At 53.2% G+C, this 26481-nt stretch carries 23 protein-coding genes and 1 pseudogene; 15 read left to right on the forward strand and 9 right to left on the reverse strand.

Translation table 11 applies throughout. The annotated features are described in order from the left end of the window. On the reverse strand, window positions 1-371 hold a 371-nt coding region (locus tag G462_RS0118355), incomplete at its 3' end, for an IS5/IS1182 family transposase (protein ID WP_026960286.1). 228 nt (window positions 372-599) lie between these two features. On the opposite strand from G462_RS0118355, the gene G462_RS0118360 reads away from it, so the two are divergent. Then, window positions 600-2546 (forward strand): hypothetical protein, encoded by a 1947-nt coding sequence (locus tag G462_RS0118360; RefSeq protein WP_026960287.1) that lies wholly within the window; start codon window positions 600-602, stop codon window positions 2544-2546. Between the two features lie 142 nt (window positions 2547-2688). Beyond that, the gene (locus G462_RS0118365) at window positions 2689-3243 is read left to right on the forward strand and encodes an NUDIX hydrolase (protein ID WP_342664486.1); all 555 of its coding nucleotides are present in this window, start codon (window positions 2689-2691) and stop codon (window positions 3241-3243) included. Window positions 3244-3306: 63 nt separating this feature from the next. On the opposite strand, the gene G462_RS23360 is transcribed toward G462_RS0118365, so the two are convergent. Beyond that, window positions 3307-5016 carry an alpha-amylase family glycosyl hydrolase gene (locus tag G462_RS23360; protein ID WP_157378672.1) on the reverse strand — a complete coding sequence of 570 codons (1710 nt, stop codon included), beginning with the start codon at window positions 5014-5016 and terminating at the stop codon, window positions 3307-3309. A gap of 348 nt (window positions 5017-5364) precedes the next feature. On the opposite strand from G462_RS23360, the gene G462_RS23365 reads away from it, so the two are divergent. The 9 genes from G462_RS23365 to G462_RS0118415 all read left to right on the forward strand — a co-directional run bounded on the left by G462_RS23365 (window position 5365) and on the right by G462_RS0118415 (window position 17087). After that, window positions 5365-6366 carry a GGDEF domain-containing protein gene (locus tag G462_RS23365; protein ID WP_084405128.1) on the forward strand — a complete coding sequence of 334 codons (1002 nt, stop codon included), beginning with the start codon at window positions 5365-5367 and terminating at the stop codon, window positions 6364-6366. Window positions 6367-6537: 171 nt separating this feature from the next. After that, entirely contained in the window at window positions 6538-7602 is a 1065-nt protein-coding gene (locus G462_RS23370) for a LacI family DNA-binding transcriptional regulator (RefSeq protein ID WP_051326860.1), read from the forward strand. 185 nt (window positions 7603-7787) lie between these two features. Beyond that, complete coding sequence (locus G462_RS0118385) at window positions 7788-9440, forward strand: ABC transporter substrate-binding protein (RefSeq protein WP_026960289.1); 1653 nt, start codon at window positions 7788-7790, stop codon at window positions 9438-9440. Window positions 9441-9567: 127 nt separating this feature from the next. Continuing rightward, a complete protein-coding gene (locus tag G462_RS0118390) occupies window positions 9568-10557 on the forward strand; it encodes an ABC transporter permease (protein ID WP_026960290.1) in 990 nt (329 codons plus the stop codon). A gap of 11 nt (window positions 10558-10568) precedes the next feature. Next, window positions 10569-11507, forward strand: a complete 939-nt coding sequence (locus G462_RS23375; protein WP_035478310.1) for an ABC transporter permease — start codon at window positions 10569-10571, stop codon at window positions 11505-11507. Then, the gene (locus G462_RS23380; RefSeq protein ID WP_051326861.1) at window positions 11504-12547 is read left to right on the forward strand and encodes an ABC transporter ATP-binding protein; all 1044 of its coding nucleotides are present in this window, start codon (window positions 11504-11506) and stop codon (window positions 12545-12547) included. Before G462_RS23375 ends, G462_RS23380 begins: the two co-directional genes overlap by 4 nt. Further along, entirely contained in the window at window positions 12548-13618 is a 1071-nt protein-coding gene (locus G462_RS0118405; RefSeq protein ID WP_084405129.1) for an ABC transporter ATP-binding protein, read from the forward strand. Window positions 13619-13626: 8 nt separating this feature from the next. Further along, on the forward strand, window positions 13627-16176 hold the full coding sequence (locus G462_RS23385; protein ID WP_084405130.1) for a glycoside hydrolase family 3 protein: 2550 nt from the start codon (window positions 13627-13629) through the stop codon (window positions 16174-16176). Then, on the forward strand, window positions 16173-17087 hold the full coding sequence (locus G462_RS0118415) for an ROK family protein (RefSeq protein WP_026960292.1): 915 nt from the start codon (window positions 16173-16175) through the stop codon (window positions 17085-17087). The genes G462_RS23385 and G462_RS0118415 overlap by 4 nt, the downstream gene beginning before the upstream one ends. Window positions 17088-17153: 66 nt before the next feature. On the opposite strand, the gene G462_RS0118420 is transcribed toward G462_RS0118415, so the two are convergent. The 6 genes from G462_RS0118420 to kduD form a co-directional block, all read right to left on the reverse strand. After that, on the reverse strand, window positions 17154-17780 hold the full coding sequence (locus G462_RS0118420; RefSeq protein ID WP_026960293.1) for a bifunctional 4-hydroxy-2-oxoglutarate aldolase/2-dehydro-3-deoxy-phosphogluconate aldolase: 627 nt from the start codon (window positions 17778-17780) through the stop codon (window positions 17154-17156). 9 nt (window positions 17781-17789) lie between these two features. Next, window positions 17790-18716 (reverse strand): 2-dehydro-3-deoxygluconokinase, encoded by a 927-nt coding sequence (kdgK, locus tag G462_RS0118425; protein ID WP_026960294.1) that lies wholly within the window; start codon window positions 18714-18716, stop codon window positions 17790-17792. 121 nt (window positions 18717-18837) lie between these two features. Next, a complete protein-coding gene (locus tag G462_RS0118430; RefSeq protein WP_026960295.1) occupies window positions 18838-19473 on the reverse strand; it encodes an RpiB/LacA/LacB family sugar-phosphate isomerase in 636 nt (211 codons plus the stop codon). 34 nt (window positions 19474-19507) lie between these two features. Then, on the reverse strand, window positions 19508-19831 hold the full coding sequence (locus tag G462_RS0118435) for a cupin domain-containing protein (RefSeq protein WP_026960296.1): 324 nt from the start codon (window positions 19829-19831) through the stop codon (window positions 19508-19510). A gap of 3 nt (window positions 19832-19834) precedes the next feature. Next, the gene (locus tag G462_RS0118440; RefSeq protein ID WP_245579589.1) at window positions 19835-20371 is read right to left on the reverse strand and encodes a YgjV family protein; all 537 of its coding nucleotides are present in this window, start codon (window positions 20369-20371) and stop codon (window positions 19835-19837) included. A gap of 2 nt (window positions 20372-20373) precedes the next feature. Further along, window positions 20374-21135: a 2-dehydro-3-deoxy-D-gluconate 5-dehydrogenase KduD gene (gene kduD, locus G462_RS0118445; RefSeq protein WP_026960298.1), complete on the reverse strand. Its 762-nt coding sequence runs from the start codon at window positions 21133-21135 to the stop codon at window positions 20374-20376. Window positions 21136-21385: 250 nt separating this feature from the next. Here kduD and kdgR point away from each other — a divergent pair, with 250 nt between their 5' ends. The 3 genes from kdgR to G462_RS0118460 all read left to right on the forward strand — a co-directional run bounded on the left by kdgR (window position 21386) and on the right by G462_RS0118460 (window position 24842). Beyond that, on the forward strand, window positions 21386-22168 hold the full coding sequence (gene kdgR, locus G462_RS0118450; RefSeq protein ID WP_026960299.1) for a DNA-binding transcriptional regulator KdgR: 783 nt from the start codon (window positions 21386-21388) through the stop codon (window positions 22166-22168). A 97-nt stretch (window positions 22169-22265) separates the two neighbouring features. Next, window positions 22266-24122 (forward strand): DUF294 nucleotidyltransferase-like domain-containing protein, encoded by a 1857-nt coding sequence (locus G462_RS0118455; RefSeq protein ID WP_026960300.1) that lies wholly within the window; start codon window positions 22266-22268, stop codon window positions 24120-24122. A gap of 9 nt (window positions 24123-24131) precedes the next feature. Next, window positions 24132-24842, forward strand: coding sequence for an exonuclease domain-containing protein (locus tag G462_RS0118460; protein WP_051326863.1), 711 nt, complete (start codon window positions 24132-24134; stop codon window positions 24840-24842). 24 nt (window positions 24843-24866) lie between these two features. Here G462_RS0118460 and G462_RS0118465 read toward each other — a convergent pair whose 3' ends face one another. Next, window positions 24867-26078: an IS4 family transposase gene (locus G462_RS0118465; protein WP_026960302.1), complete on the reverse strand. Its 1212-nt coding sequence runs from the start codon at window positions 26076-26078 to the stop codon at window positions 24867-24869. A 118-nt stretch (window positions 26079-26196) separates the two neighbouring features. Here G462_RS0118465 and G462_RS0118470 point away from each other — a divergent pair. After that, window positions 26197-26481: pseudogene (locus G462_RS0118470) on the forward strand (transposase); the annotation flags it as partial.

Raw genomic sequence — 26481 nt, forward strand, 5'->3', positions numbered from 1 at the left:
GTCTTCAGGATTTTCCTGGCAAGTTGGTGCTTTTCCAGTAGGTGGCGGAAGTTCATGATAGTGGTGCGGTCTGGGATAGCGCTGTCTAAAGAAAGCTGAGCAAATAAGCGCATTGAGGCGATTTCATACAGGGCATCTTCCATTGCGCCATCACTGAGTGTGTACCACTGCTGCATGCAGTGGATACGCAACATGGTTTCTAGAGGGTAAGGGCGGCGGCCATTACCTGCTTTAGGGTAGACAGGCTCAATCACCTCGGTAAGCCGAACCCAAGGCAGCAGGTCATTCATTCGGGAAAGAAACTTCTCTTTACGAGTTTGTCGGCGCTTCGAAGAAAACTCACTATCGGCGAAGGTTAACTGGTGAGTCATGGATGCACGTCCTTGTTGATATCCTTATGCCTATGATCTCACATCAGGGACTTAATCGCACCTTCCCAAGCACTACTCAGCCTTTAATATTGAGGGCGTCATTATCAATCAAATGCGCGGCCTAAGCGTTAAAGGCAAAGCCACCTTGGGTTATGCATGGAGCAAGAATGCTGCTGGAAAGGCCATAGGGATTGAAGCAAACGCCGGTGCTTCTTTGGTGCTGAGTACGTGTTTAAGGGCAACTTTGACTGGGTTATTACGCCTACCGAGCTCGGAGTGCGCATCGAAGTCAACCAAGTTGTCGATACCAGTAAAGGGGCGAACTACAGCCTGGATGCCTTAATCAAAATCAGCGGGGTCGACCAAGCCGCGAAGGCCTATCTCGAACCCGCCTTAAGCGAGCTGTCAGGGGCCGCAGAGCAGCTGAAAAACCTGCTCGACAAGTACAGCTCGCCGAGCAGCTGGCTGACAGTGCAACTCTCAGAGCACTTGGCTGAGCTTGCCGATGAGAACCCAAGCCTACTGCTGTCGGTGGCGCAAAATCTGGCCATTGGCAGTGGCGATGGCATAGAGAGCTCAATCAAAGACTACGTCGAGGCCAAACTTCTGGAGGTGCTGGATTCCAAACACCTGGCATGGATAAGCGCAGATGAGGCTGAAGCAAAAGGCCTAGCTAGCAGCCTGCTGGCTTCGGTCGGCCTGAGTGAAGCCGTGATTAAAACGCTCAAACTGGATAAGCACTTGGCCAAGCAAATCGTTAAGGCCAACGCCAAGCTTAACGAAGAGATTGAAGACCTCTCGGGCGATGCAGGCGCTGGTGCGAACGAAGAACTCGCCCGGGTACTGCAGCAAATAGAAGGTGCCAAGGCCAAATTAGATGCGGCTGGCGAAGATATCACCGCCACCCTTAGCGAGCTTGTAAGCGAGTGGCTAACCCTCTACGACCAAGCCGCTAGCAAATTCAATGCAACGCTTAAAAAGCTTGCCGCAGTGGAGATTGGCCTGTCTCTCTATGGCGCCCAGTCACGCAAGCGCAAACGCGGCGCGATGCTCAGCCTTGAGTTAGTGCAGACCAACCACGCTAAGGTTAAGCGCTTCTACACCGACCTACTACTTGGCAAACCCATTGATATCGAAGAACTGCGAGATGGCGAGCTAAGCCCCTATGTGGCCAATCTATCAGGCTGGTTCGAGGAGACCTACACATCGCAAAGTACATTGGGACTGGGCTTGAACCTGGGCGACGACTTCAAGTTTGCCCAGCAACGAACCTTGGCCAATATCGCCAACGCCAAGGTAGATAGCAATGGCTTACTGCAAGCCGCTAGCAGCAATGTAACCCTCACTGATTGCTCGACTACCCTGCAAGAGACCCGAAAAACCGAGTTCCTTGGCGCCTTTGATGTATTTGCTGCCATCAAACTCGGGGCGAAACCGAACATCGCCGTGGAGATCAAGTTTGAAGACGGCAAAGTGATGAGCAGCAAAGAGTTGCATCAGTTCTTGGCACCACTCAACGATAACAAGCTGATCGACGTGGTGAACCTCTCCGCTGTAGAGAACAAGTTCGCCGAGGTATTAGCCTCCGGACAAGCAAAACGCTCGCGCATCGAGTGCAGCGTAAACCTCTCCAAGCAAGAGATTGACACCACCATCGCAACCAGTCCTACAAGGGTATGCGAGCTCACCCTTCAACTGCTTTACCGCATGTGCCTGCGAGAGGATGAAATCAAGACGATTCAAGAGAACAGCAACACCGCCGATTCCATCGCCGTGCAGCTAAGGACCTTTGCAGACAAAGGGCTGTCGCAATATAGTCCGGTTGGGAGAATGTACTCAGACTTACCCTTAAAGGTCACCCGAATGCTGCGGCATGCCGAAGCACTATCTAAGGTGCCAGCCTGTTATCAGCAAATGGTGAGCGAGGTAAAAACGCTCAGCTATAGCGACCCCAACCGCTACATCGATATCATCAACGGCTATAACGATGAGATCATTCAAGCGTTGAAGTACTTTGTGGATGCCCGAGGCGCACTATCCGGCCTCGTCACAGAAGCGCTGCCTAAATCTACTCAGATCTTACTGATCGTGATTGCGACTCTCATCCAGCGCGACGAGCCTATTCTCACCACCAGCATCTCTTACGATGTGGGCGGTGAAACGATACTGCTGTAAGTAACAAAGGCGCGTGCCATAGCATGATCCCAACATGCGCTGGCATGCCCCGCCCACCATGCCGTCATCTCCACACAGCATTTGACTCCCAGCCAGATCTCACTAAGATCCTTCCCTTCATTTTTAAGCAGCCGTGCCCCAAATGCCTCAATCAGCAACAACTCACCTGGCGATGCCGCTACTCAACTCCGCCATTCACCCGGATGTGGCGAAGGACAAAGGGCGTTGCTTCACCCGCTATGCCACCCGCGCCATCGTGCTGCGCGGCGAGCAGATCCTGTTGCTGTATACCGCGCGCTACGACGATTACACGCTACCCGGCGGCGGCGTTGATGAGGGTGAAGCGATAGAAGCGAGCCTAGAGCGAGAGCTCAAAGAAGAGACCGGCGCGAGCGGTGTGCGCAACATCGTACCGCTTGGGATCTACGAGGAGTTGCGCCCGTGGTACAAGGGCGATTTTGATAGCGTGCAGATGCGCTCGTACTGCTTCTACTGCGATATCGACGAGCAGCTCGGCGACACCCAGTTGGAAGACTACGAACTGAGCAACGGCATGCGCCCGGTTTGGCTAAGTCTCGATGAGGCGATTGCCCACAATCGGCGAACCCTGGCCGAAAGCCCTAAAGCCGGCCTGTCGGTGCAGCGTGAGCTGTTCTTATTAGAGCTAGTGCGCGAACGCTTAAGCACCGCAGCATAAAAGCTGCAGTGCTCAACACTCGCTTCAAGATTCGCCTCAACGCGGGGCGATATACCTAAGCAACTACTCCAACGAATAGACCTTTAGGCCAAAAGCAGGCAATGCGGCGCTAAGCTGCAACTCGGCGGCATCGATACCGAGTCGCTCGCCAGTTAGCAGATCGCGCGCAAACTCAGGCTGACTACTTGCGATGGCAGATCCTGCCAAACTCAGCTGCACCTCCTGCGGCTGCTCGTCGAGGTTCGCTACCACCAGCAAACGCTGCTCAGCATTGTGCCGTACAAAGGCCACGGTTTTGGCCTTGTGCTCCCCAGAAGTTTTTAGTAGCTCAAACTCGCCCGTAGCCAGTGCCGGATGTTGATTGCGCAGCGCAATCATCTGCCGGTAGTGGCTAAGCATCGATTGCGGGTCATCCACTTGCTGAGCAACATTTACCTGCGGGTAGTCGGGGTTAATATTGCGCCACGGCTTGGCCGTCGTAAAACCTGCATTATCGCTGTCGTCCCAATGCATCGGGATTCGCGAAACCGCATCCTCCCATGGCACTAGTGAGCGGTCGATAGCGGTCATACCAATCTCTTCGCCGTAGTAAACGAAGGGGATCCCCGGGCCAGTTAGCATCAGGCTAGCGGCGAGTTTAGCTTTCTCATGATTGCCGCGCATGGCGGTCACCGCGCGCTCGCCAGCAAAGGGGTCGTGGTTGGACAACAAAGTGGCATAATTGGCACCGGCGACAGCGCTATCGGCACGTTTTAAAAAGCCATGCACTCCGCGTTTACTGCCGTTTTTCACCCCCGACATCAGCATCTGCGAGCACTTAAAGCAAAACACTGAGTGGAACTCATCGCTGCCATCTCCGAGGTAGTCGTCATCGGAAAACGGTGCCTCGGCAACGATAAACGCGTTCGGGTAATGATCGATAAGCTCGCGGAACTCTTGGTAGACAGCATGATTCTCGGGTTGGTTCTCCTGAGCCCCATCGCCGTTCTCAATCAAGTGGCTAGCAGCATCGACCCGAAAGCCATCTACCCCCATATTTAGCCAGTACTTAGCGCTGTCTTTCATGTAGGCGATCACTTCAGGATTGCGGTAGTTCCAGTCAGGTAAGAAGTCGAAAAACAGGCCGTAGTAGTAACCGCCATGGGTTCTGTGCCACACCTTCGCCGCAGGATCCCATGGCCGGCCCCAGCCCAAATCTCTGTCAGACCAGATAAACCAATCCCGGTACTGACTATCACGATTGCGCAGCGCATCTTGGAAGATCGGATTGGCGTTGCTGGTATGATTCACCACCCAATCGATAATCACTCCCATCCCGCGCTGATGTGCCTCATCGATAAGCTGCTGGAAATCCTCCAAGCTGCCGTAGTCTTGCTCTATCTGGCGCAGGTCTTTGACATCGTAGCCATTGGCGTTGAACTCACTCTCGGTGACCGGCATCAACCACAAGCCAGTGACGCCTAACTCTTCGAGATAATCCAGCTTGGCGATAAGCCCCTGTAAATCCCCGTGCCCATCGCCGCTGGAGTCGCTATAGGCGCGCACGAATACTTCGTAGAACACCGCCTGCTCCCACCACTGCGCGGGCAGTTGGCTGGCGGGCGGGGCAATCTCGATGCTCTCCAATTGGAGAGTGCTCTCAATAGTGGAACTAGCCGCATTATCTCTCACCTGCTCTTGAACGCTGACTTGCTCTTGAGCGCTGTCAGGCGTAGTCGAGGAGCAGGCAACAAGTGAGGTAGCCATTAACAGGCTGATTATTTTTGTCTTCACTTTACCTTTCCTTAGTGTTGTTTTCCTTTCCCAATTGCCATTTAAATCAATTAGATAAGACGAAACAACCAAGGTAGTGACAAACACATCATAACTGTGAGGTCACAACGTACAGACAAGCGGTAACACCCAAGGCAGAAGCAGCCTTCCCCCGTACCATCTGACCAGCCACCACAGACACCCGTCAGCTGTATCGTATCGGCTACATACCTTATGCCAGCGGGCCAAAGGCGATTAACTATACTTAGCGCTTATTGTTTCTCAGGTAAGCCCAACCTTGACCACCTTAGGTTCGCTGCCAGAGCAGCTATTGTGCGGTGGGTGGCAAAGCAGGATAAGAGTTAGTCAGTGAAGTTCCCGAATGCTCGAATCGAAGATTACTACAGGCAGTGTGAGGCCCTGCTCAGCTTCGGCAACCTGTCGTGGTGGATCATCGACCTGCAAGACAACCCCGATGTGTTCTATTGCAACCCCACCATGTGCCGCACCTTTCGCCTCGACCCTACATTAACCCAACATTCGGTGAGCCTTACCTGTCCCATCGCTGGCGACTTCAACAAATACATCGCCATGAAAGATAGCGCCGAAGCCCAACGCGTGTTTGCCGAGTACCAAGCGCTTATCGACAACACTCATGATGAGTACTGCAATCGCTTCCCCTATTTCGATGAAGCGCTAAGTAAAGTGTTGTACTTTTCCAGCCGAGCCCGGGCCGTGGCGCGCGATGCAGATGGCAAGGCAACGCTACTGTTTGGCATGATAGAGCCGGAAACCGTCACCGAAGAGCTCTACCATCTCGCCTCCATCGACTGCCTCACCAAACTTAAGAATCGCCGGGAGTTCGACAGCCAACTGCAATTTATGATTGAGCTAGCCAAACGCGAGGCTCACTATGTTTCGCTGATTCTCTGCGATATCGACCATTTCAAGCTGTACAACGACACCATGGGCCATTACGCCGGCGATCAATGCCTGAAACAGGTCGCCAGTACCTTGTCCCAATGCTGCAGCCGGGGCATCGATACAGTATGTCGCTACGGCGGCGAAGAGTTCGCAGTCATCACCTTTGGCAAGGCTGATCAAACCGCCGCACTGGCAGAGCAGCTACGCGAAAAACTGATGGGGCTGAAGCTGCCCCATGCCGCCACCGACTTGGGCATCGTAACCCTCAGCGTGGGCTATGTGTCGGTGATCCCCAAACACATCACCACCGCCAAGGCGTTGATCGAAACCGCCGATCGCTGCCTCTACCAAGCTAAGGCCAGAGGGCGCAACCAGAGCGTTGGCTGCCTTTGCCAAGATGCCGAGCTTAAAGACTGCGAGCAACTCCCCAAACGACCTGCCGACTAGGCTTAGCAGCGTTTCAGTATGTGGGCTATGTGCGCGCCAACTACGCCCTATGGACCGAAACGTATTGATGCGCCCCTCGCAAAAACACCAGCAAAAGTTGAGCGAAGCCACACCCGGTTGCTAAGCTGCGACGGTCAGCCTTTCTGGCATTGCTCAAGAGTTGTTCCTGCCATGCATAAAAAGTCCACCATCTACGATGTCGCCACCCATGCTGGGGTTTCTCCCGCCACGGTATCGCGTTATCTCAACCGCACCTCGTTTATCAGCAAAGACAAGGTCGATAAGATAGAAAAGGCGATCTTCGAGCTGGGTTTTCGTAGTCGCAAACGCAAAAACCAGCCGACCACCAAGCGCAATATGCTGATTGGCGTGGTGGCGCCGTCTTACGACACCACTTGGGTGAGCGCGATACTCGATGGCATGACCGGGCGAATGCACAGCCATAGCTACGACTTGATGGTGGAAACGACCCAATACAAGGTCGAGCGAGAGCGCCTGGAGCTGCAAGACTTTGCCCAACGCGGAGTAGACGGCTTGATCGTGCTGGGCGGTTATCTCTCCTCCAAAGAGGTCAAACAGATCTGCGGCAACATCCCAGTGTTGTTTATGTCGCGCGATGGTGAGTCCGGCGATATCCCGGTGCTCAATATCGACAACGAGTTAGGCGGCTACCTGGCGACTACCCACCTTATCCAGAAAGGCCATCGCCGTATCGCTCATATCCATGGCCCGCAGCGCTCGCTGGATGCCCGGCAGCGATTCGAAGGCTATCGGCGCGCCTTAAAAGCCGCCGGCATTCCCTATGATTCTTCGCTGGTGGGCGATGGCAACTACGACCAATACGGCGGCTTTTGGCAAGCTCAGGCGCTGAAAAAGAAACACGCCGATATTACCGCCATCTTTGCTGCCAACGACTTATGTGCCTTCGGCGCCATGCAGGCCTTACACCAAATGGGGCTTAACGTACCGGGTGACATCTCAGTCGTAGGCTTCGATGACGTAGAGATGTCGGACTACTTTATCCCGCGCTTGACCACCATCCGCCAGCCATTTATCGAGCTAGGGGGAATTGCCATCAACTATATCTTGGATGTGATCAACGGCCACCAGACCGATTACGAACTGCCTGCGGTGACGATTGTCGAGCGAGACAGCTGCCGACCAGAAGGAAAAGTTTCATGGAAAGGCGACGAATATAGGTCGCCTATTAAAAAACAACGACCAAATGTTTCATAGCGACATGCGAAACTGCGGGAGCTTTCTGAGTTTCCGCTTTTACTAAGCTTATCCCCCTATTCCCTGCGGCTAAGCTCACAAAACCCCGCCTTCCCCATCGTTAGTATCCGGCTTGAACACAGAACAAAGTGCTAACTGCGCTTGCAAAAATAATCCTAATCTCTGTTTGCTAAGGAATGATAACGATGAAACGCTCCCTGCTACTTGCCGCAGCTGTTTCAGCTGCCATGACCCTACCCGCCACGGCGGACACCAACGATGTGCCCAACCTACGTATCCTCGGTGAGTTCTCCACCGGCTGGGTGCGCAACTTCAACCCGTGGATTGGCGGTCGCCACAACTTCTCCTACGAGACCCTGTTCGCCTTTGACCTGCTAGACGATGCCAAGGTACATCCGTGGCTGGGCACCGAGTACTCGCTCAGCGACGACCTGAAAGTGCTGACCGTTAAACTGCGTGAAGGCGTTAAGTGGTCCGACGGCGAACCCTTCAGCGCCGACGACGTGGTATTCACCTTTGAATACCCACGCAACCACCCAGAGATCGACAACGGCGGCCTGACATCCAAAGTGGCCAAGATCGAGAAGATTGACGATCTAACAGTAAAAATCCACCTGCACGAAGCCAATGCCTTTGCCGCTCAAGATATTATTGGCGAGTCCACCCGCATTGTGCCGAAGCACATCTGGGAGCATATCGACAACCCCGCGGGCGAGGTCAACGCCAACCCGGTGGCCACCGGCCCATTCACCGAGGTGCAGCGCTTTACTCCGCAGGTTTACGTGCTGTGTAAAAACCCCCACTACTGGAACAGCGATTTAGAGGTGGAATGCCTCGAGTTCCCACAGTTTGCCAGCAACGACGCGGCGCTGGAGATCATGGCCAAGGGCGAGTTTGACTGGGGCGGCATCTTTATCCCCGATATCGAGCGTACCTTTGTTAAGCAAAGCCCGGGCAACCACTACTGGTTCCCGTCCAGCGACGGCGTGCGTCTGACCTTTAACTTTGAAACCGACAACGAAGGCGCCAAGAAAGCCTTCGAAAACCTCAACTTCCGTAAGGCGGTGAGCCTGGCCATGGACCGTGACGCAATGATGATGATCGGCGCCTACGGCTACGTGAACGGCGACAACCCGGGCACTAACCTGCCCACCGGTCAGTGGCGCTGGCGCGACGAGCAAGCCGACCAACACTGGGCCGAGCTAAGCCAATACGATCTCAAAGCCGCCAAGCAGCTATTGGCGGATGCGGGCTTTAAAGACAGCAGCGGCGATGGCTTTATCGACAATCCCGATGGCTCAAGCTTTAACATCCGCGTGCAAGTGCCCAGCGGCTGGACCGATTGGGTCAACAACGCGGCCATTGCAGTAGAAGGCATGCGCCTGCTCGGCATTAACGCTACCGTGGTTACGCCAGAAGTGAACGCTTACTCATCCAACTGGGAGAGCGGTAACTTCGATATGCAATTTGGTGGCGGTTCAATGCAATCGTCGGTATGGAAGTTCTACGACTACACCATGCACTCGCGCTTTGCCAAGACCAACATGTGGTGGTCGACCACCTCAACCAACTACACCAACGCCGACCTCGATGGCTGGATTGAAGGCATGAGCCAAACCCAGGATGAGGTCGAGCAAAAAGCCTTTGCCGCCAATATTGAGCGCTACTTTGCCGACCAAGTGGTCCACATCCCGCTGTACTACAACGGTGTGTGGTATCAGTACAACGATACCCGCTTCACCGGCTTCGCCAATGCTGACAATCCCTTCGTTCACCCCGCTCCGTGGGATGGCATGAGCCGTATGGTGCATGTGATGAACCTGAAACCGCGTCAGTAAATACCGGTAGTGCAGGAGTGGCGCTAGGGTCGCCACTCCTTATTCCATCAAGTAAACCCTGTTTTCACAGTACAACGCACTACAGCATCCAAGTTAGCTTGCGCAGCTGCGCAATCGAGGCCTGTATATGAAATTTATCCTAAGCCGCCTGGGCTTCTACCTGCTCGCCTTTGTCACGGCCGTCACCATTAACTTCTTCTTGCCGAGGATGATGCCCGGCGACCCGATTAAATCTTTTCTCGGCCGTTTGGCCATGAACGGCGGACAGATCACCCCAGAGACCATCTCCGCCCTCGAAGCACTTTACGGCTACTCCACCAGCACCCCGCTATGGCAGCAGTTTTTCCAATATTTAGGGAGTGTACTGGCTGGCGACTGGGGCATGTCGACCCGTTTCTTCCAGCCGGTATTTGAGGTGCTGGGCCGCGGCATGCTCTGGACCTTACTGCTGGTTGGCACCTATCTGATCGTCTCCTACACCCTTACCACCTTGCTTGGCATCTATGTGGCTTGGAAACGCGGCACCTGGACCGATTCGGTGATTACCGTGGGCTCGGTGGTGGTGTCATCCATCCCTTCGGTGGTAATGGCGCTGGTGATGTACTTTATCTTCGCCTCCAACTTGGGCTGGTTCCCCACCAGCTATGCCTATCACCCCTCACTCGATCCAGCTTTCAGTGGCGAGTTCATCGGCAGCGTGGCCTACCACCTGGTACTGCCGCTGCTATGCATGGTGGCGCTGGGCATGGGCAACGTAATGGGCATGCGCTCGAATATGATCAACCAGCTCGGCGAAGACTTTATCGTGATGGGCTGGGCCAAAGGGGTGCGCGACCGCAAGGTGATGCTGCACTACGGCGCCCGCAACGCGATTTTGCCGATGATCACCTCGTTTGCCATGTCGGTGGGTGCCATCTTCGGCGGCTCCCTGATTATCGAAATCATCTTTAACTATCCCGGCCTAGGTCAGGTGATGTTCCAAGCGATGTTAGCACGTGACTACCCGCTGATTCAGGGCTACCTGCTGATCATGACCATGATGGTGCTTGGCGCCAACTTTATCGCCGACTGTCTGCTATTCGTTCTCGACCCTCGCCTGCGCACGCAGCTGGATTAATGGAAGGGCTTATGAAAACTCTACTTAGAAACATCAAGCAGTTTATGCTGGATAACCCCAAGGCCTTTATCGGCATCGTGATTGTGCTGACCGTGTGCCTACTCTGCCTATTGGCGCCGCTGCTCACCGAATATGCCGCCTCGGCCCGCGTCGGCCGCCCTCACCAAGCCCCCGGTGGCGATCACCTGCTGGGCACCACCCGCATGGGTCGCGATGTATGGGCGCAAGTGCTCTACGGCGGACGCATCTCGCTAATGGTCGGCTTTGTCGCGGGCACCTTTGTGATTTTGATGGCGATGATCGTCGGTATCGCCTCTGGCTACTTTGGTGGCTTGGTGGATAACGTACTCTCGCTACTGACCAACCTGGTAATGGTTATCCCCAGCCTGCCACTGATGCTGGTACTGGCGGCATTCCTTGACCAAGTCTCGCCACTGGTGATTGCGATTATTATCGGTGCCACCTCTTGGCCTTGGGGCGCACGGGTGCTGCGTTCGCAAACCTTGGCCATTCGCAATCGTGACTTTGTCCACGCCGCCGAGGTGATGGGCGAGAGCAAAAAACGCATGCTGTTCGCCGAGATCATGCCGAACATGATGTCGATTCTTGCCTCAAGTTTTATCGGCACCGTGATCTACGCGATTATGACCCAAGCCACCCTGGAGTTTATCGGCCTCGGTGACCCACTCAGCGTCACTTGGGGCGGCATGCTCTACAACGCCGACCAAACCTCTGCCATGCGCATCGGCGCCTGGTGGGAGATCGTCGCCCCCAGCGTAGCGCTGGCCTCGGTGGCCATTGGCCTGGCACTGATTAACTTCTCCATCGACGAGATCTCCAACCCTAAACTGAAGGCCCAACGGATCATGGCCAAGTTCCGCCGCGAGCAGAACAAAGCCGCTAAGCAGCAGGCCGCCGCCCCACTGACTAACGCGGAGCAAGCATCATGAGCAAACTGGTTGAAGTAAAAAACCTCTGCGTCGACTACATCACTTTTAATGGCCGGGTACGCGCGGTCAGTGATGTGAGCTTTCATATCAACCAAGGCGAGATCCTCGGCTTGGCGGGCGAATCGGGCTGTGGTAAGTCCACCATCGCTTACTCGCTGATGCGCTTGCACCGTCCACCCGCGCTGATCTCCGAAGGCTCAATTGAGTTTGAAGGGCGCGATGTGCTGGCAATGGATGACGACCAGCTGCGCGAGTTCCGCTGGAAAGAGACCTCCATGGTGTTCCAAAGCGCCATGAACTGCCTGAATCCGGTGAAAACCATCGAATATCAGTTCTGGGATATCTTCGACGCCCACGGTTTGGTGAGCTCACGCGATGAGTCCATCGAGAAGGCCAAAGAGCTACTGCGCATCGTGGATATTCCCACCGAGCGGCTGTTCGACTACCCGCACCAGTTCTCCGGCGGCATGCGCCAACGGGTGGTGATCGCCATGGCGCTGGCCCTCAAGCCCAAGCTGCTGATTATGGATGAACCCACCACCGCGCTGGATGTGGTGGTGCAACGCGAGATCTTGCAAAAGGTCTATCAGCTCAAAGAGCAGTTTGGCTTCTCCATCCTGTTTATCACCCACGACCTGAGCCTGATGGTGGAGCTGTGCGATCGCATCGGCATTATGTACTCGGGCAAACTGGTGGAGCTGGCTCCGGCCAAGCAGATCCTCAGCCAGCCTCTACACCCCTATGCCCATGGTCTGGGCGACTCCTTCCCCACCCTGCATGGCGAGCTGCAGGAGATGAAGGGCATTCCCGGGACTCCGCTGGACTTGCAAAATGTGCCACCGGGCTGTCGCTTTGCGCCGCGCTGCTTTAAGGCAACGGCTGCGTGTCGCGAGCAAGAGCCACAGCTGCAGCAAGCCAATGAGCAGCGCTGGGTGGCCTGCGTTGATCCGCTGAAGATTGCTTCTCAAACCCAGCAGCCAGAGCCACTCACCCAATCCCATTCCGAGCCATCTGAAACTACCTGTGTGGAGGCGCTTTAAATGAATACCATCACCCAAAGCGCGCCATCTAGCGCAACTAACATAAACGCAAGTACAGCTAGCGAGCAGCAGGCTCAGTTCGACAGCCAATACCCGCTGGTGTTGGAAGCAAAAAATCTCACCATCGATTTTCGCAAAAAGCGCAGCTCCTTTTTTGGCCCCAAAGAGTACCTGCGGGCGCTCAACGGCCTCGACTTCCAACTGCGGGCCGGACGCTGTGTGGCGCTGGTGGGCGAGTCGGGCTGCGGCAAAAGCACCAGCGCCAAGATCGCCACTAAGATCCACAAAGCCAGCGAAGGCGCCATCTACTATAAGGGCGAGAACATCGATACCCTCACCCGCTCAGAGCAGCTGGCCGAGTATCGCCGCGAGGTGCAGATGGTGTTCCAAGACCCCTTCAGCTCGCTCAACCCGCTGCATACCATTCGCTACCATCTACAGCGCCCACTGCAGATCCACCACCAGCTCAAGCCGGGCAAGGCGATGGACGAGATGCTGGTCGAGCTGCTCACCAAGGTAGGGCTAACGCCTGCCAAAGAGGTGCTGGAGAAGTTCCCCCACCAGCTCTCGGGTGGTCAGCGCCAGCGGGTATTCTTGGCGAAGACGCTGGCGATTGGCGCCGAGGTGATCCTGGCCGACGAGCCCACCTCGATGCTAGATGTGTCGATCCGCATCGGCGTGCTGAACCTGATGAACGAGATGAAGCATGAGATGGGCAAGGCCTTTCTCTACATCACCCACGACATCGCCACCGCCCGCTACTTCTCCGAAGACATTATCGTGCTCTACTGCGGCCATATGGTGGAGTGGGGCTCCACCGAAGCGGTTACCCAGAACCCGCAGCACCCCTATACCCAATTGTTGTTGGCTGCAGTACCCGATCCTAGCCGCAGCATTCACGAGAAGCTGCCCACCCAGCGCTCCATGGAGACCCCAATGTGGTCGCCCGAGCACAAGGGTTGCCCTTATGCAGCGCGTTGCCCCAAGGCGATGGCGCAATGCAGCCAAGGCCTGCCGGAGCCCAAGGAGCTTGAGCCCGGCCATTTTATCCGTTGTCATTTATTCGTTTAGAGCAGTTTATGAAAGACACCATTCCCTATTTCAATGACTGGCCGAGGATTGAATCGGCCATCCAGCCCGACCCGCAGCTGGAACGAGAGATCAGCCAGATACTGGCGCAGATGACCCTGGAAGAGAAAATCGGCCAGATGATCCAGCCCAACCTACGCGGCGTCACCCCCGAGTTGGCCAAGCAGTACAAGCTGGGCTCGATCCTTAACGGTGGCGGCACCTGGATCGACGAGAACAAATACGCCACCGCCGAGCAGTGGACCGAACGTGCCGAAGCCTTCTGGCAAGCGGTGGATGAGGCTTACGCCGACCGCCCGTTTCGCATCCCGTTTATGTGGGCCACCGATGCGGTGCACGGCCACAACAACGCCTTTGGCGCGACCCTATTCCCACACAATATCGGCCTTGGCTGCGCCCGCGACCCGGAGCTGATTGAGCGTATCGGCCAGGTAACCGCCCGAGAAGTGGCCGCCACCGGGCTGGATTGGACCTTTGCCCCCACCGTTGCGGTGCCGCGCGATCTGCGCTGGGGCCGCACCTATGAGGGCTATGCAGAAGATCCCATCATCACCTACTACTATGCCGAGCGCATGGTGCAAGGCCTGCAAGGCGATGCCGAGCAGCTGAAAACCGACCTTAAGGTTATCTCCAACGTGAAGCACTGGCTGGGCGATGGCGGCACCGCCCAAGGGGTGGATCGCGGCGATACCCACTACAGCGAAGAGCTGATGCGTAACCTACATGGCGCGGGCTACTTTAGCGGCCTGAACGCCGGAGCCCAGGTAGTAATGTCATCCTTTAACACCTGGATCGATGAGACCAACTACGACCACGACCCCAGCGATGGCATCGAGTACAACCACAAGCTGCACGGCAGCAAGTACCTGATCACCGACGTACTAAAAACCAAGATGGGCTTCGACGGCTTGGTGGTAACCGACTGGAACGGCCACGCCGAGGTCAGTAAGTGTAGCGACAGCGATGTGCGCTACGCCATCAATGCCGGTAACGACATTCTGATGATCTCCGATCAGGAACACTGGATCCCCGCCTTCGAGAAAACCGTCGCCGATGTTAACGCCGGCCATATCCCAATGGCGCGGATCAACGATGCGGTGCTGCGGATCCTGCGGGTGAAAAAGCGCGCCGGACTGTGGGAAAAGGCCAGCCCGAAACAGCGCCGCTTGTCGGCCCAGCAAGCCAACCTAGGTGCAGAAGAGCACCGCAGCGTGGCCCGCGAAGCGGTGCGTAAATCGATGGTACTGCTAAAAAACAACGACCAGCTGCTGCCGCTAGCGCGCGATCGCAAGCTGCTACTAACTGGCTCAGCAGCCGACGACCTCACCAAACAAGTGGGCGGCTGGAACCTCACCTGGCAAGGCGATGAAAACCAGCCCAGCGACTTCCCCAATGGCATTACCGTGCGCGCAGCACTTGAGCAAGAGATAGGCGAGCAGCTATGTTTTGCCGATGAGCTTCCCGCAGATCTTAGCGAGTTCGAAACCGCCATCGTCGCCTTTGGCGAAGACCCCTACGCCGAGATGATCGGCGATATTAAGCCCGGGCAAAGCCTCGATTTCAGCCAAATCAAGCGCCGCTACGCCAAAGACTGCCAAACCATCGAGGCGCTCAAACAGGCTGGCGTTAAGGTGGTTGCGCTGTTCTTTAGTGGCCGCCCGCTCTACGTAAACCCACTGCTAAACGCCAGCGATGCCTTTATCGCCGCCTTCCTGCCCGGCAGTGAAGGGCGCGGCATCAGCGACTTGCTGCTACGTGATAGCAACGGCGCTATCCGCTTTGATTTCACTGGCAAGCTCTCCTTTAGCTGGCCGATGCGCCCCGACAGCTACGCCATGCACCGCATCCCGCCGCATATCGAGAACTACCAGATGCACCCGGATGAGCAGGCACCCGAAGGCGAGCACGCCCCGCTATTCCCCTACGGCTATGGCCTGCGCTACGGCGAGCTAGCGCCGCGGGATTTAGACAACCTGCCGCATATCGAGTTGGAGCAAGATGATTCCGTGCTCGGCGATCTGCACCTCTACGGGATTGCCGCCACGCCGGGCAACTTCGACCTGCTGGTACAAGAAGCGCAGGCCTTTAACCCGGTCTCACGCAACAACCCATTGCAGTTCTCCGGCTTGTCGACTCGCCCCTACAACTGCCTGCAGCAACAGGACTCGATCCGCTGCCACTTTAGCGATAGCAGCAGCACCCTGAGCATTATGACCTCAGATAAACAGCCCTTCGATCTGTTCCCGTGGCTGTCTCATGGTGATCTGGTCTTCGATATTAAGGCCTACTCCACGACAAGCGCCCCGCTTTGGCTGACAATGGGCGAAGGTTCGATGAAGGTGGATATCGCCCAGCAGATAAGCGATGCCGCCAGCCAGAGCGAGCGCCAATTCCACACCCAGCGGGTGTCGCTGCAATCGCTGGTGTCGTGGTCGCAAAGCCAGCGCACTACCCTGCTCGAGCTTAACAGCGAAGCAGCCTGTGATTTTGTCATCGCCAACGTCCGCATTGAAGCGGCATTAGATAAGGAGCAAGCATGAAACTGGTCGGCTTGGATATCGGTGGTACCAAGATAGAAGCCAAGGTACTGGACAGCGACGGCCAAGAGCTGTTTGTCCACCGCGTGGCTACCCCGAAAAACTACCCGGACTTTCTCGACTGTGTGGTGGACTTGATCACCTACGTTGAAAGCAAGGTCGGTAACTTCGCCCGCATCGGCTGCGGCCTGCCCGGCGCAGTGTCGCCGGTCACCGGGCTGATGCAAAACGCCAACAGCACCTTCTTGATTGGCCAAGACGTGGTTGGGGACTTAAAACAACGCCTCGGCAAAGATGTACGCATTGCCAACGACGCCAACTGCTTCGCCCTGTCAGAAGCGGTCGATGGCGCAGGTGCGGGCAGCGAGATCGTATTCGGCGTCATCTTGGGCACCGGCTGCGGCGGCGGTGTGGTAATCAACCAACAAGTGCTCACCGGCGCCAACGCGATTAGCGGCGAGTGGGGCCACAACCCGCTACCGGGCTTTGAGCTGGAAAAAGACGGCGAAACCGGCCCTTGCTACTGCGGCCGCAGCCACTGCATCGAGCAATACCTCTCCGGCACCGGCTTCGCACAACAGTACAACCGCAAGTACGGCAAAGACCTGAAAGCCCAACAGATCATCGAACTCGCCCAACAAGGCGACAGCCAAGCCAAAGCCGCCTTTGATCTCTACGTAGACCAACTGGCCCGCAGCCTGGCCGCCGTCACCAACATCCTCGATCCGCACACCATCGTGTTTGGCGGCGGCTTTTCAAACGTTGATAGCCTCTACCCAGATGTATCAGAGGTCATCGGCAAATACATCTTCGCCGCAGAGCCACGGGTGCAGATCCGCAAGGCGAAGTATGGGGATAGTAGTGGAGTGAGAGGGGCTGCTTGGTTGGTGAGAAAGCAAAACAGCAAACTTTGAATTGATAGCAAGATTGGATGCGCCGAGGGTCGCCGCATCTCATCTAGCTAGTGGTTTTCAGGGCTCTTATTGTTCAAGTACGCTGGATACCTCCCGCACCAACTTAGCCAGCTCATCCCATTGCTCACCGTCGATTAGTTCGCTTGGAACCATCCAAGTACCTCCGCAGGCAAGTACCGAAGGAACAGACAAATAGTCGTTGACGTTGCTCGGACTAACACCACCGGTAGGCATAAACTTCACAGGGTATACAGCAGATAATGCTTTTAGCATCGCCACACCTCCCGATGGAGCAGCAGGAAAAAACTTAAGTGTCTGCAAGCCCATTTCCATCGCTTGCTCTACCAAACTGGGCGTATTTACCCCAGGAATAATGGTCACATTCCGCTGTTGGCAATACTTGACGGTTGTGGGGTTAAAACCTGGACTTACGATAAAATCAACGCCCGCATCAATGGCTTGATCCACTTGCGCACTGGTCAATACAGTACCCGCACCAATTAACATTTCAGGATAAGCTTCTCGCATGTTGCGAATTGCCTGCGCAGCCTCTTTGGTTCGAAAAGTAACCTCAGCACAAGGCAAGCCATTCTCTATTAATGTTTGGGCTAGCTTTACTGCTGTGCCAGCGTCATTGATCGCAATAACGGGAACAACCTTAATCTTGGAAAGTTGTTGATCTAAATCTTTCATTTATCTTCCTTAAATAACAGGTAACACATTGGCAGGAATGATCGCGCCACGATGCTGGATCACCGTCCCCGCAAGCTTGTGCCCAGCACGTGCAGCAGTGACAACATCGCCGCCCAGAATGCGTTTAGCTAAATAACCCGCACTGAATGAATCCCCAGCGGCAGTGGTGTCAATCACCGAGTCAACACTTAACGCAGCAACCTTTTCCATGCCATTATCTGTTACAACGAAGCACTGCTCAGCGCCTCGCTTGATCACGATCTCAGCCACCCCGAACTGTTGAGTTCGTCTAATGGCCTGCTCTTCGCTTTCATCACCCCACAACATGATTTCATCATCGAAGGTTAGAAAAGCAATATCGGTTATTTTCAGGACCCGACTGTAGTAATCCCGCGCCAGCTCCGTGCTTGGCCACAATTTAGGGCGATAATTGTTGTCAAAGACGATCTTTACCCCTTGTTTGTGGCACAGCATCAGCAGTTGCAACAGCGATTCTCGGCAGTCCTCAGCAAGAATCGCCAAACTGATGCCACTCAAATAAATGATCTGATGCTGAATCAGGTGGTTAGTAAAGTCACTAATAGAACGCTCTCTTAACCAGTATTTTGCTGCTGAGTCGTTGCGCCAGTAGTAAAAGCTGCGCTCGCCATCATCAGCAGTTTCAATGGCATAGATCCCTGGCAGCTTGTCTTTAACCAGGTATACCATATCGGTATTAATCGCCTCTGCCTGCCACGCGTCTATCATCTGAGCACTAAATGGATCGGATCCCAAACCGGTCACATAGGAGGTGCAAACTCCGGCATTTTTGGTTAAGCGCGACAAATAAATCGCAGTGTTCAGCGTATCACCACCGAAGCTCTGCACGATGCTACCTTGGTACGTACTCAGCTCTACCATACACTCGCCTATCACTGCGATACGCTGAACTGACATCCTGGCTCCCCAAAAGCTGTTGATTCTTTCTGCCTCCAACAGCAATCAAAGGCTGTCGAGGGCGACAAACCAGCCTGTGCGGACTGGTTTCCTATCTCCGTCATTACACCACCAGCAGCCGTTAGGCTAGCAAAGATGACACATAGTTTGCGATGTCCGGATCTTTGCAGTTGGCAAAGAAACACTCTTGAAACTGAGCGCCACCAACCGCAGTCTTTACCAACTCTTGATCGATCGCTTTAAGGCCTTCGACCACATCCTTAGCGACTGCTGATTTTACTTCGCTTAGGATAGCCGCATTGCGCTGTTGCGGCTCGGCACGTTCAAGAGGGTAGCCTTGGCCACGCTGACCAGTGAACGCCTTCTCGAAGATATAACGGACATTCAATTCACCTGCCCAGCCAAAACCCTTGGCAAACGCCAACGCCAAGGCATTACCGTTATTGATTTGATTAAACAAAAACGCATCTGAGGGTTCCAGGCAGTAACCACACACTACCCCAGCGTGCAAGTTACAAGACATCATTGCGCCTTGCCCAGTGCCACACCCAGTCACCACAAAATCCACAGCCTTGGAATTGAGCAAAATGCTCGCCATAATCCCAAGGTGGATGTAGGTCAGATGATGATCCGCTTCATCTTTCATTCCAACATTAAATACTTCATGCCCTAAGTTGTCGGCCACGCTGTTAAGCTCACCCGCCACCATGGCGTTTTTGGCCGCTTGGCTATTTTCCATCATTAATGCAATTTTCATATTGTGCTCCAGCGGCCATGCCGCAAGTTGAGTTCTAAGAAACGAAATCTTTGCGCATCGGGGTGAAGGTATCGATCAGCACACCGGGCTTGAGGCAGACACAGCCATGTTCGACATTGGGCTGCTTATACATGGTGTCACCAGTCTTGACGATTTTCTTCTCCTCCCCAATGGTAAACTCGAACTCACCAGACAAAACATAGGTTAACTGCTCGTGGGGATGAGAATGCATGGCACCAATAGCCCCTTGGTCGAAATGCACCTCCACCGACATCATGTTCTCACTATGCGCCAGCACCTTGCGAGACACCCCATCACCTAGGTCCTCAAGCTCAATATCATGATTGAATACAAACATATCTCACCCATACAATTGATTAGTCGTTGTTTTTGATTTTTGACTATAAAGCCCATAAATCGTTGAGATGTTGGTTGTGATGACCGTTACCTCTAACAAGGAACCGCCAATTGAACCAACAATCACGTTATTAGCAAGCCAGCAAGATGCTCCGAGTAAAAAAGCCAGCCTCATCTTGATCCCGCTAAGGCAAAATAACGAGTAGGTTCCAATCATGGTGCCAACAATAGGCAACAGATCAACCCAGGTCTCGAAAACTAGCCAGCCGGTAATCACACTGATTAGAATGAAAAACAATGCCACTTGCTTGGATGATGTAATAATCGAAGTGCCAGTCCGAAGGCATGATAGCGCCGCCCCTACAGCGGCAGGGATGGCTCCCAACAACACAAAGTGAAGCAGGTGATTCAGATTGAAGATCAGCATCGTCACTTTCAGGCGCTTATCATTTTTCTGGCAAAAAGTAGAAATCCCTAGAGCAAAACTGACAAAGCCTAATGCTTGCGCAATTACAGTATCGGTCACCATCAGTGCATCCATGGTTATCGCGCTAACCAACCACCATCGACAGCAATGGTGTAGCCATTAATATAATCTGACGCCGCAGATGCTAAAAACACGCAAGGACCCGCGACATCTTCAGGCGTACCCCAACGCTGCGCTGGGATCCGCTCCAAAATCGCCTCATTACGCTCTTCATCGGCACGCAAGGCTGCCGTATTGTTGGTAGCCATGTATCCAGGGGCAATCGCATTGACGTTAATCCCTTGGCTGGCCCACTCGTTTGCCATTAAACGAGTAATCCCCATAACCCCACTTTTAGATGCAGTATAAGAAGGCACTCGAATACCCCCTTGATACGAAAGCATTGATGCAACATTGATGATCTTGCCTCCAGTTCCTTGTGCCATAAACTGCTTAGCAACCGCTTGTGACATAAAGAACACGGACTTGATATTGATATTCATTACATCGTCCCAGTCTTGTTCTGAGAAGTTGATCGCATCGTCACGACGGATTATCCCCGCGTTATTAACTAGCACATCAATGCGCCCAAATTCAGTAACAGCTCTGTCAACAATGGTTGGGATATCATCTAGTTTCATAAGATTGGCGCGAATATCGACAAACTTTCGGCCAGTTTGCTTCATTAGCTCAATGGTTTGACTAGGCTCAACAATATTGACGCCTACCACATCGCAACCAGCGTTAGCTAAGCCAAGAGCCATACCTTGGCCTAATCCAGTGTCACAGCCGGTGACGATTGCAACCTTACCTTTAAGGTTAAACGAGTCCAAGTTCATTGTTACCTTCCTTAGCGTTGGATAGTGAGGCGCACTTGATGCAACCATGTATAAAACAACATTACACAAATAAAAAAACCTATCAAATATTTTTTTAAAATTGCGTTTCACTTTCATTGGCTGATGATTGTTTTTGTGACATATCCCGCAAATGTCGGTTTTAAATTATTGAAATAGCTTTTCGATATCACTGACAACTCGCCTGCCGTTTGGTACGATAGAGCCCACATACTTAAATGGATTGGCCAACGTGGATAAGTCAACACAGCCAGAAGCGGTTTCATCTGTATTAAAAGTTTTTAACATCTTGCAAGCCCTTGGGGAGCAGAAGGAAATTGGCGTTTCCGAGCTTTCACAGCGATTAATGATGTCTAAAGCCACAACCTATCGTTTTTTGCAAACAATGAAGACTCTGGGGTTTGTTGAACAAGAGGGAGAGGCAGATAGATATGCACTCACGCTAAAATTGTTCGAGTTGGGTTCTAAGGCATTGGAGCATGTCGAACTGATCGATATCGCCAATATAGAAATGGCAAAACTCATTGAGTTTCTTAACGAAACAGTACACCTTGGAGCAATAGACGAGAGCTCTATCATCTACTTACATAAAATTGACTCCAGCCATCACCTGCGCATGCACTCACGTATAGGCCGACGCAATCCGCTATACAGCACCGCTATCGGTAAAGTACTGTTAAGTCATATGCCTGAAGACAAGATTCGCAAGTTGCTAGAGCCTGTCGAGTTTGTAAAGCACACTCACAACACCATTGAGAGCATCGAACAATTACTCGATGAACTCACAGTTATCAGGCAGCAGTGCTTCGCTGAAGATAACGAAGAGCAAGAGCCTGGGCTTCGTTGTATTTCAACTCCCATTTACGATCGATTTGGCGAGGCCATCGCTGCGATTTCGGTCTCTTTCCCAACAATTCGCTTTAACGAAAATAAAAAGCATGACTACATCAAGCTTCTCCATCAGGCAGCTTGCAACATATCGAGCAAGCTGGGGTTTCACAACTACCCAGTGTAGCGGAGAACAGATAGCAAATTAGCAGCCCAAGGCTGCTTTTTTTGACGCCATGAAGTATAGTAAAACAGCGTTTCGTTTTTCTAGGAAGCCCATCTCAATGACATCAGGAAGTGATAACATCTTGCAGTTCTTACTTGAGCTAGACCCCTTCGATAAGCTTCCTAAATCGATGGTAGAGCGCTTAGCAACAGTAGCATCAGTAAAGTACTTAGCCAAGGGAGAGCACATAGCATTCAGTGCGTTATGCGAAAGACGCCACCTTTACATAATTAGAAAAGGGGCAATAGAGCAACGCACTAGCTTAAAGAAACTGCGATCTCGCTTAGGCGAAGAAGATCAATTCGGTTTTACCTTTCTAGAGCCAATAAAAGACTCAGAAGATGGCTATCAGGCCCATGCGATAGAGGACTCATTGCTCTATCTAATACCCCATGCATATATCATCGAAGTCTGCCATCATCACCCAGAGTTCAAAGACTACTTCGCCGCCGCCGCGAAAACTCGGCTACACAGCGCCGTAAACTGTATCGCAAAAAAAGAAGAAAAAAGCTTATTTTTTAGGACCGTAGGAGAGTTGGCCAGCGAAAACATCACGGTTGCTGACTGCAATGACTCTATAAAGAAGGTTGCACAGCAGATGTGTGGCTCACAACGCAGCTCCTGTGCGGTAATACTGCAGCAACACGCCATCGTTGGCATTGTCACCGACAGAGATATGACACATCAGGTGGTGTCAAAAGGGATCGACACCTCACTGCCCATTAAACGGGTGATGACCCCAAATCCGATTATCATCAAGCGTGACGATAAAGTCATTCAAGCTATTTCGTTGATGCTTCAGTACAACATCCGTTGCCTGCCAGTGGTTGAAGGACATAACGTGGTCGGCTTAATCACTACCACCCATTTGGTTCACAACCACCGAACCCAATCCCTGTTCTTGATTGAAAAAATAAAGTACGCTTCGTCGCCGAACGCTCTGAGCGCGTTGAAGGAAGAGCGGGCTATGGTTTTTCAATCACTTGTGGAAAGTGGCGTTAGCGCAGAGATTCAAGGGCAAGTAATGACGATGATCATGGATGCGTTCACCCGCAGGCTAATCCAACTTAGCGAGCAGGTACTCGGCCCTCCGCCATGCGACTACGCGTGGATGGTTGCCGGCTCTCACGCCAGAAACGAGGTGCATATGCTGTCAGATCAGGACAGTGCACTGGTGTTGTCTGATAAAGCCTCAGCAGCCGACAGGATCTACTTTACCCATTTAGCCATGCAAGTTTGCAACGGCTTGGATGCCATTGGATACCCGCTTTGCAGTGGTAACTATATGGCCGCAGCCCCCAAATGGAACCAACCTTTATCCCGCTGGAAAGAGTACTACTCCAAGTGGATTGCAAGCCCTGAATACAACCGCCTACTCAGTATTAGCGTGTTTATGGAAGTTCGCTGCATTCATGGCAACGCCGATTTTGTCGGAGAACTTCAAGCACACATGCATCAGACCATTTATGGCAATCCCCGCTTTTTAAAGGCGCTCACCCGCGATGCCATTGAAACCTCTCCGCCGCTGGGGATATTCAACAGTTTGGTGCTAGAGATTGGCGGCGAGCACAGCAACACCTTAAACATCAAGAAGTTTGCACTCAACCTGATCATCGATCTGGCGCGGATCTACAGCCTGTCAGCACAGGGCTCGCAAACCGGTACCGAAGAGCGCTTTCGCTATGCCTTAGAGAAAGGAGCGCTGTCGAAAGATAGCTGCGATAGCATCATTGAGGCGTTTAGATTTATTACCCAAGTTCGCTTGCGGCATCAGTTGAGTCAAATGAAACAAGGCAAGATCGCGAATAACAACATTAACCCTGACGCTTTCAGCAGCTTTGAAAGAAAGCACTTAAAAGAAGCTTTCAAAATCATCAGTGACCTTCAGAGCGTGGCGAAACTAAAGTTCACCTAAGGGGGCCGAGTGTTTAAACAATTTATTGCGAGGCTCTCTCCTGGCCAAAGCGCATATCAACGATTGGAATACTTGCAAGAACACAACAAGTACACTGGCTCATTAGGACACTACCTTGCCACACCTGCACCGAGTATAGATGCGACTTTACCGCAACTTGAGTTTATCGCCCTTGACTTCGAAACCAGCGGACTCGATCCACAGACCGATAAAGTGCTGTCTATTGGAACAGTCAATCTCAGGCTTGAGCAGATCGATCTCGCCAGTGCCGAAGAAGTCTTTGTAAGAAATAGCCAGTATGTAAAAGCAGATACAGCCACCATTAACCAGATCCTACCCAGCGATATCGAGCACAAGGGCATATCCCCTCAAGTCGCATTCAACCAATTACTCGAGCGTATCAGTGGTAAAGTGGTGATCGCCCATCACGCCACCATTGAGCGAGAATTTTTAAAAGCCCATATTAGGCAATGCCACCAACTCTGCGAATTGCCTTGTTTTTTCATTGATACCCTGAGTCTTGAGAAACGCTATAGTTATTTAGCCAAACGCAAATTACACGCCAGCTACCAACTTGATGACTTACGCGCACACTATAACCTTCCCCACTACCATGCCCATTCAGCGGCCAGTGATGCCCTCGCGTGTGCCGAGCTTTTTCTCGCTCAAGTAGCAAAACTTGGACTATGCCAGTTCACACTTCGGACTCTACTTGACTAAAGGGCAAAGCTCTGATGGATCCCCTCATAATTCCGCGAAAACATAGCTGTTTTTCCTCAGCTGTTGAGTGAATGCCAGTATCGCCCATTTAATGTCTCGAACTTTTAGCCGATAACAACCGCCACACCTGAGCACCTCTTTGCCCAGCCGCAGCAGTGACAACACATTTAGGCTGCGCACTGTGTTTGCCTGAAAGTGTTTATGCCAACCGGATTTACACGCAAACAGACCAACCCAGTGCAGGACCAATTCCAGCAGTAATGCGATCAGCAACATGATGTCAAAGCGCTTAGGGCAGCGGCTGCGACTATGCCGCAACCCAAAACCGAAGGCCGGGCTTTTTAAATCTCTGAACGTTTCCTCAATCTGCATCCGTTTGCGGTAATGGGTGACGACTTGCTTCGCTGTCAGACTTTCTCCCGGTAGGTTAGTGGCCAGAACCCAGGGCTCTTTGGCTGAGCGTGAGTAATCAGCCGATGCAGGATGATGACTGTTGGTGGTCGTCGAGCGCTGACTTTTACGTCCTTTGGGCTTGCTGCGGTACAGGTACAGTTGGCAGCTGAGTTTGTCTCGCTTCGTTAGTCGATGGCTACCCAAGGCCTTGGCTCTGCTACTGGCCTGCACGTGTAGTGCAGCTACCGATTTCCAGTTGTCATAGGTTGCCGCTGCCACGTGGGTTTGGCCTCGCACTCGCCCCAACCAATACCAGCCTTTGGCCTCCACGGCGCGGAACCACGGATTCTTGAAGCCGGCATCAGTCACCAGTAACGGACAACAGTTTTCAGGCAACACTTGCGCCAATTCGTTGAGGAATTGTTTGTGTGCTTTTGACGAATTATGAACCTCCAGCGTGAAGGTTCGCTCATACAAAGTCATTGAGCGCCCTTCCATTGCCACGGAGGCACGAAGTACCATCAGGCGTTGCTGCTCACGGACATCAGCCCAGTCAATGAGCACGACGGGCATCGGGTTGGCGACACAGGAGTAGTGGGCCAGCCATCGATATACACTGCCTCTTTCGGCGTGCATATGCGGGTTGCCCAAGAAGCGGTTCATACGCTTGATGCTGTGTTTTACTTTGGTGTTGTTACCGATGTGCCTGCCCAGCGAGGTGAGCGTCAGCGTGTCGCTGCTTTGCAGCGCCTTTACTGCGGTGATAAGGGTATCGAGGCGTTTTTTGTGCAGCTCAGGGCAGTTCTGATAAAGCGCTTGATATACAATACGCAACTCGTGCATCCCGTGAAGTCCTTGTATCTGCTGGTTTGGTTGCACATACCATTTGTAGTGGCATAGTGAATTTGGCCACCTGAATAGACGAAGTGATAGACTCACTTCCGGACAAAAGGTGGTAGAAATGAAGAACACAAGACCGACATTCAGCGCAGAGTTCAAGTTAGAAGCCGCTCAGCTGGTAACGAAGCAGGGCTACAGCGTAGCCGAGGCAGCAAGCGCTATGGGCGTGAGCGACTCAGCCATGCGTAAATGGGTAAACCAGCTGCGACAGGAGAAGCAAGGCGTATCCCCTAAAGGCTCACCGCTAACCCCCGAACAACAGCGGATCCGCGAGCTGGAGAAGAAACTCCGCCGCATTGAAGAAGAGAATACCATTTTGAAAAAGGCTACGGCTCTCTTGATGTCA

The sequence above is a fragment of the Aliagarivorans taiwanensis DSM 22990 genome, from assembly GCF_000429505.1.
Taxonomy (GTDB): Bacteria; Pseudomonadota; Gammaproteobacteria; order Enterobacterales; family Celerinatantimonadaceae; genus Aliagarivorans; species Aliagarivorans taiwanensis.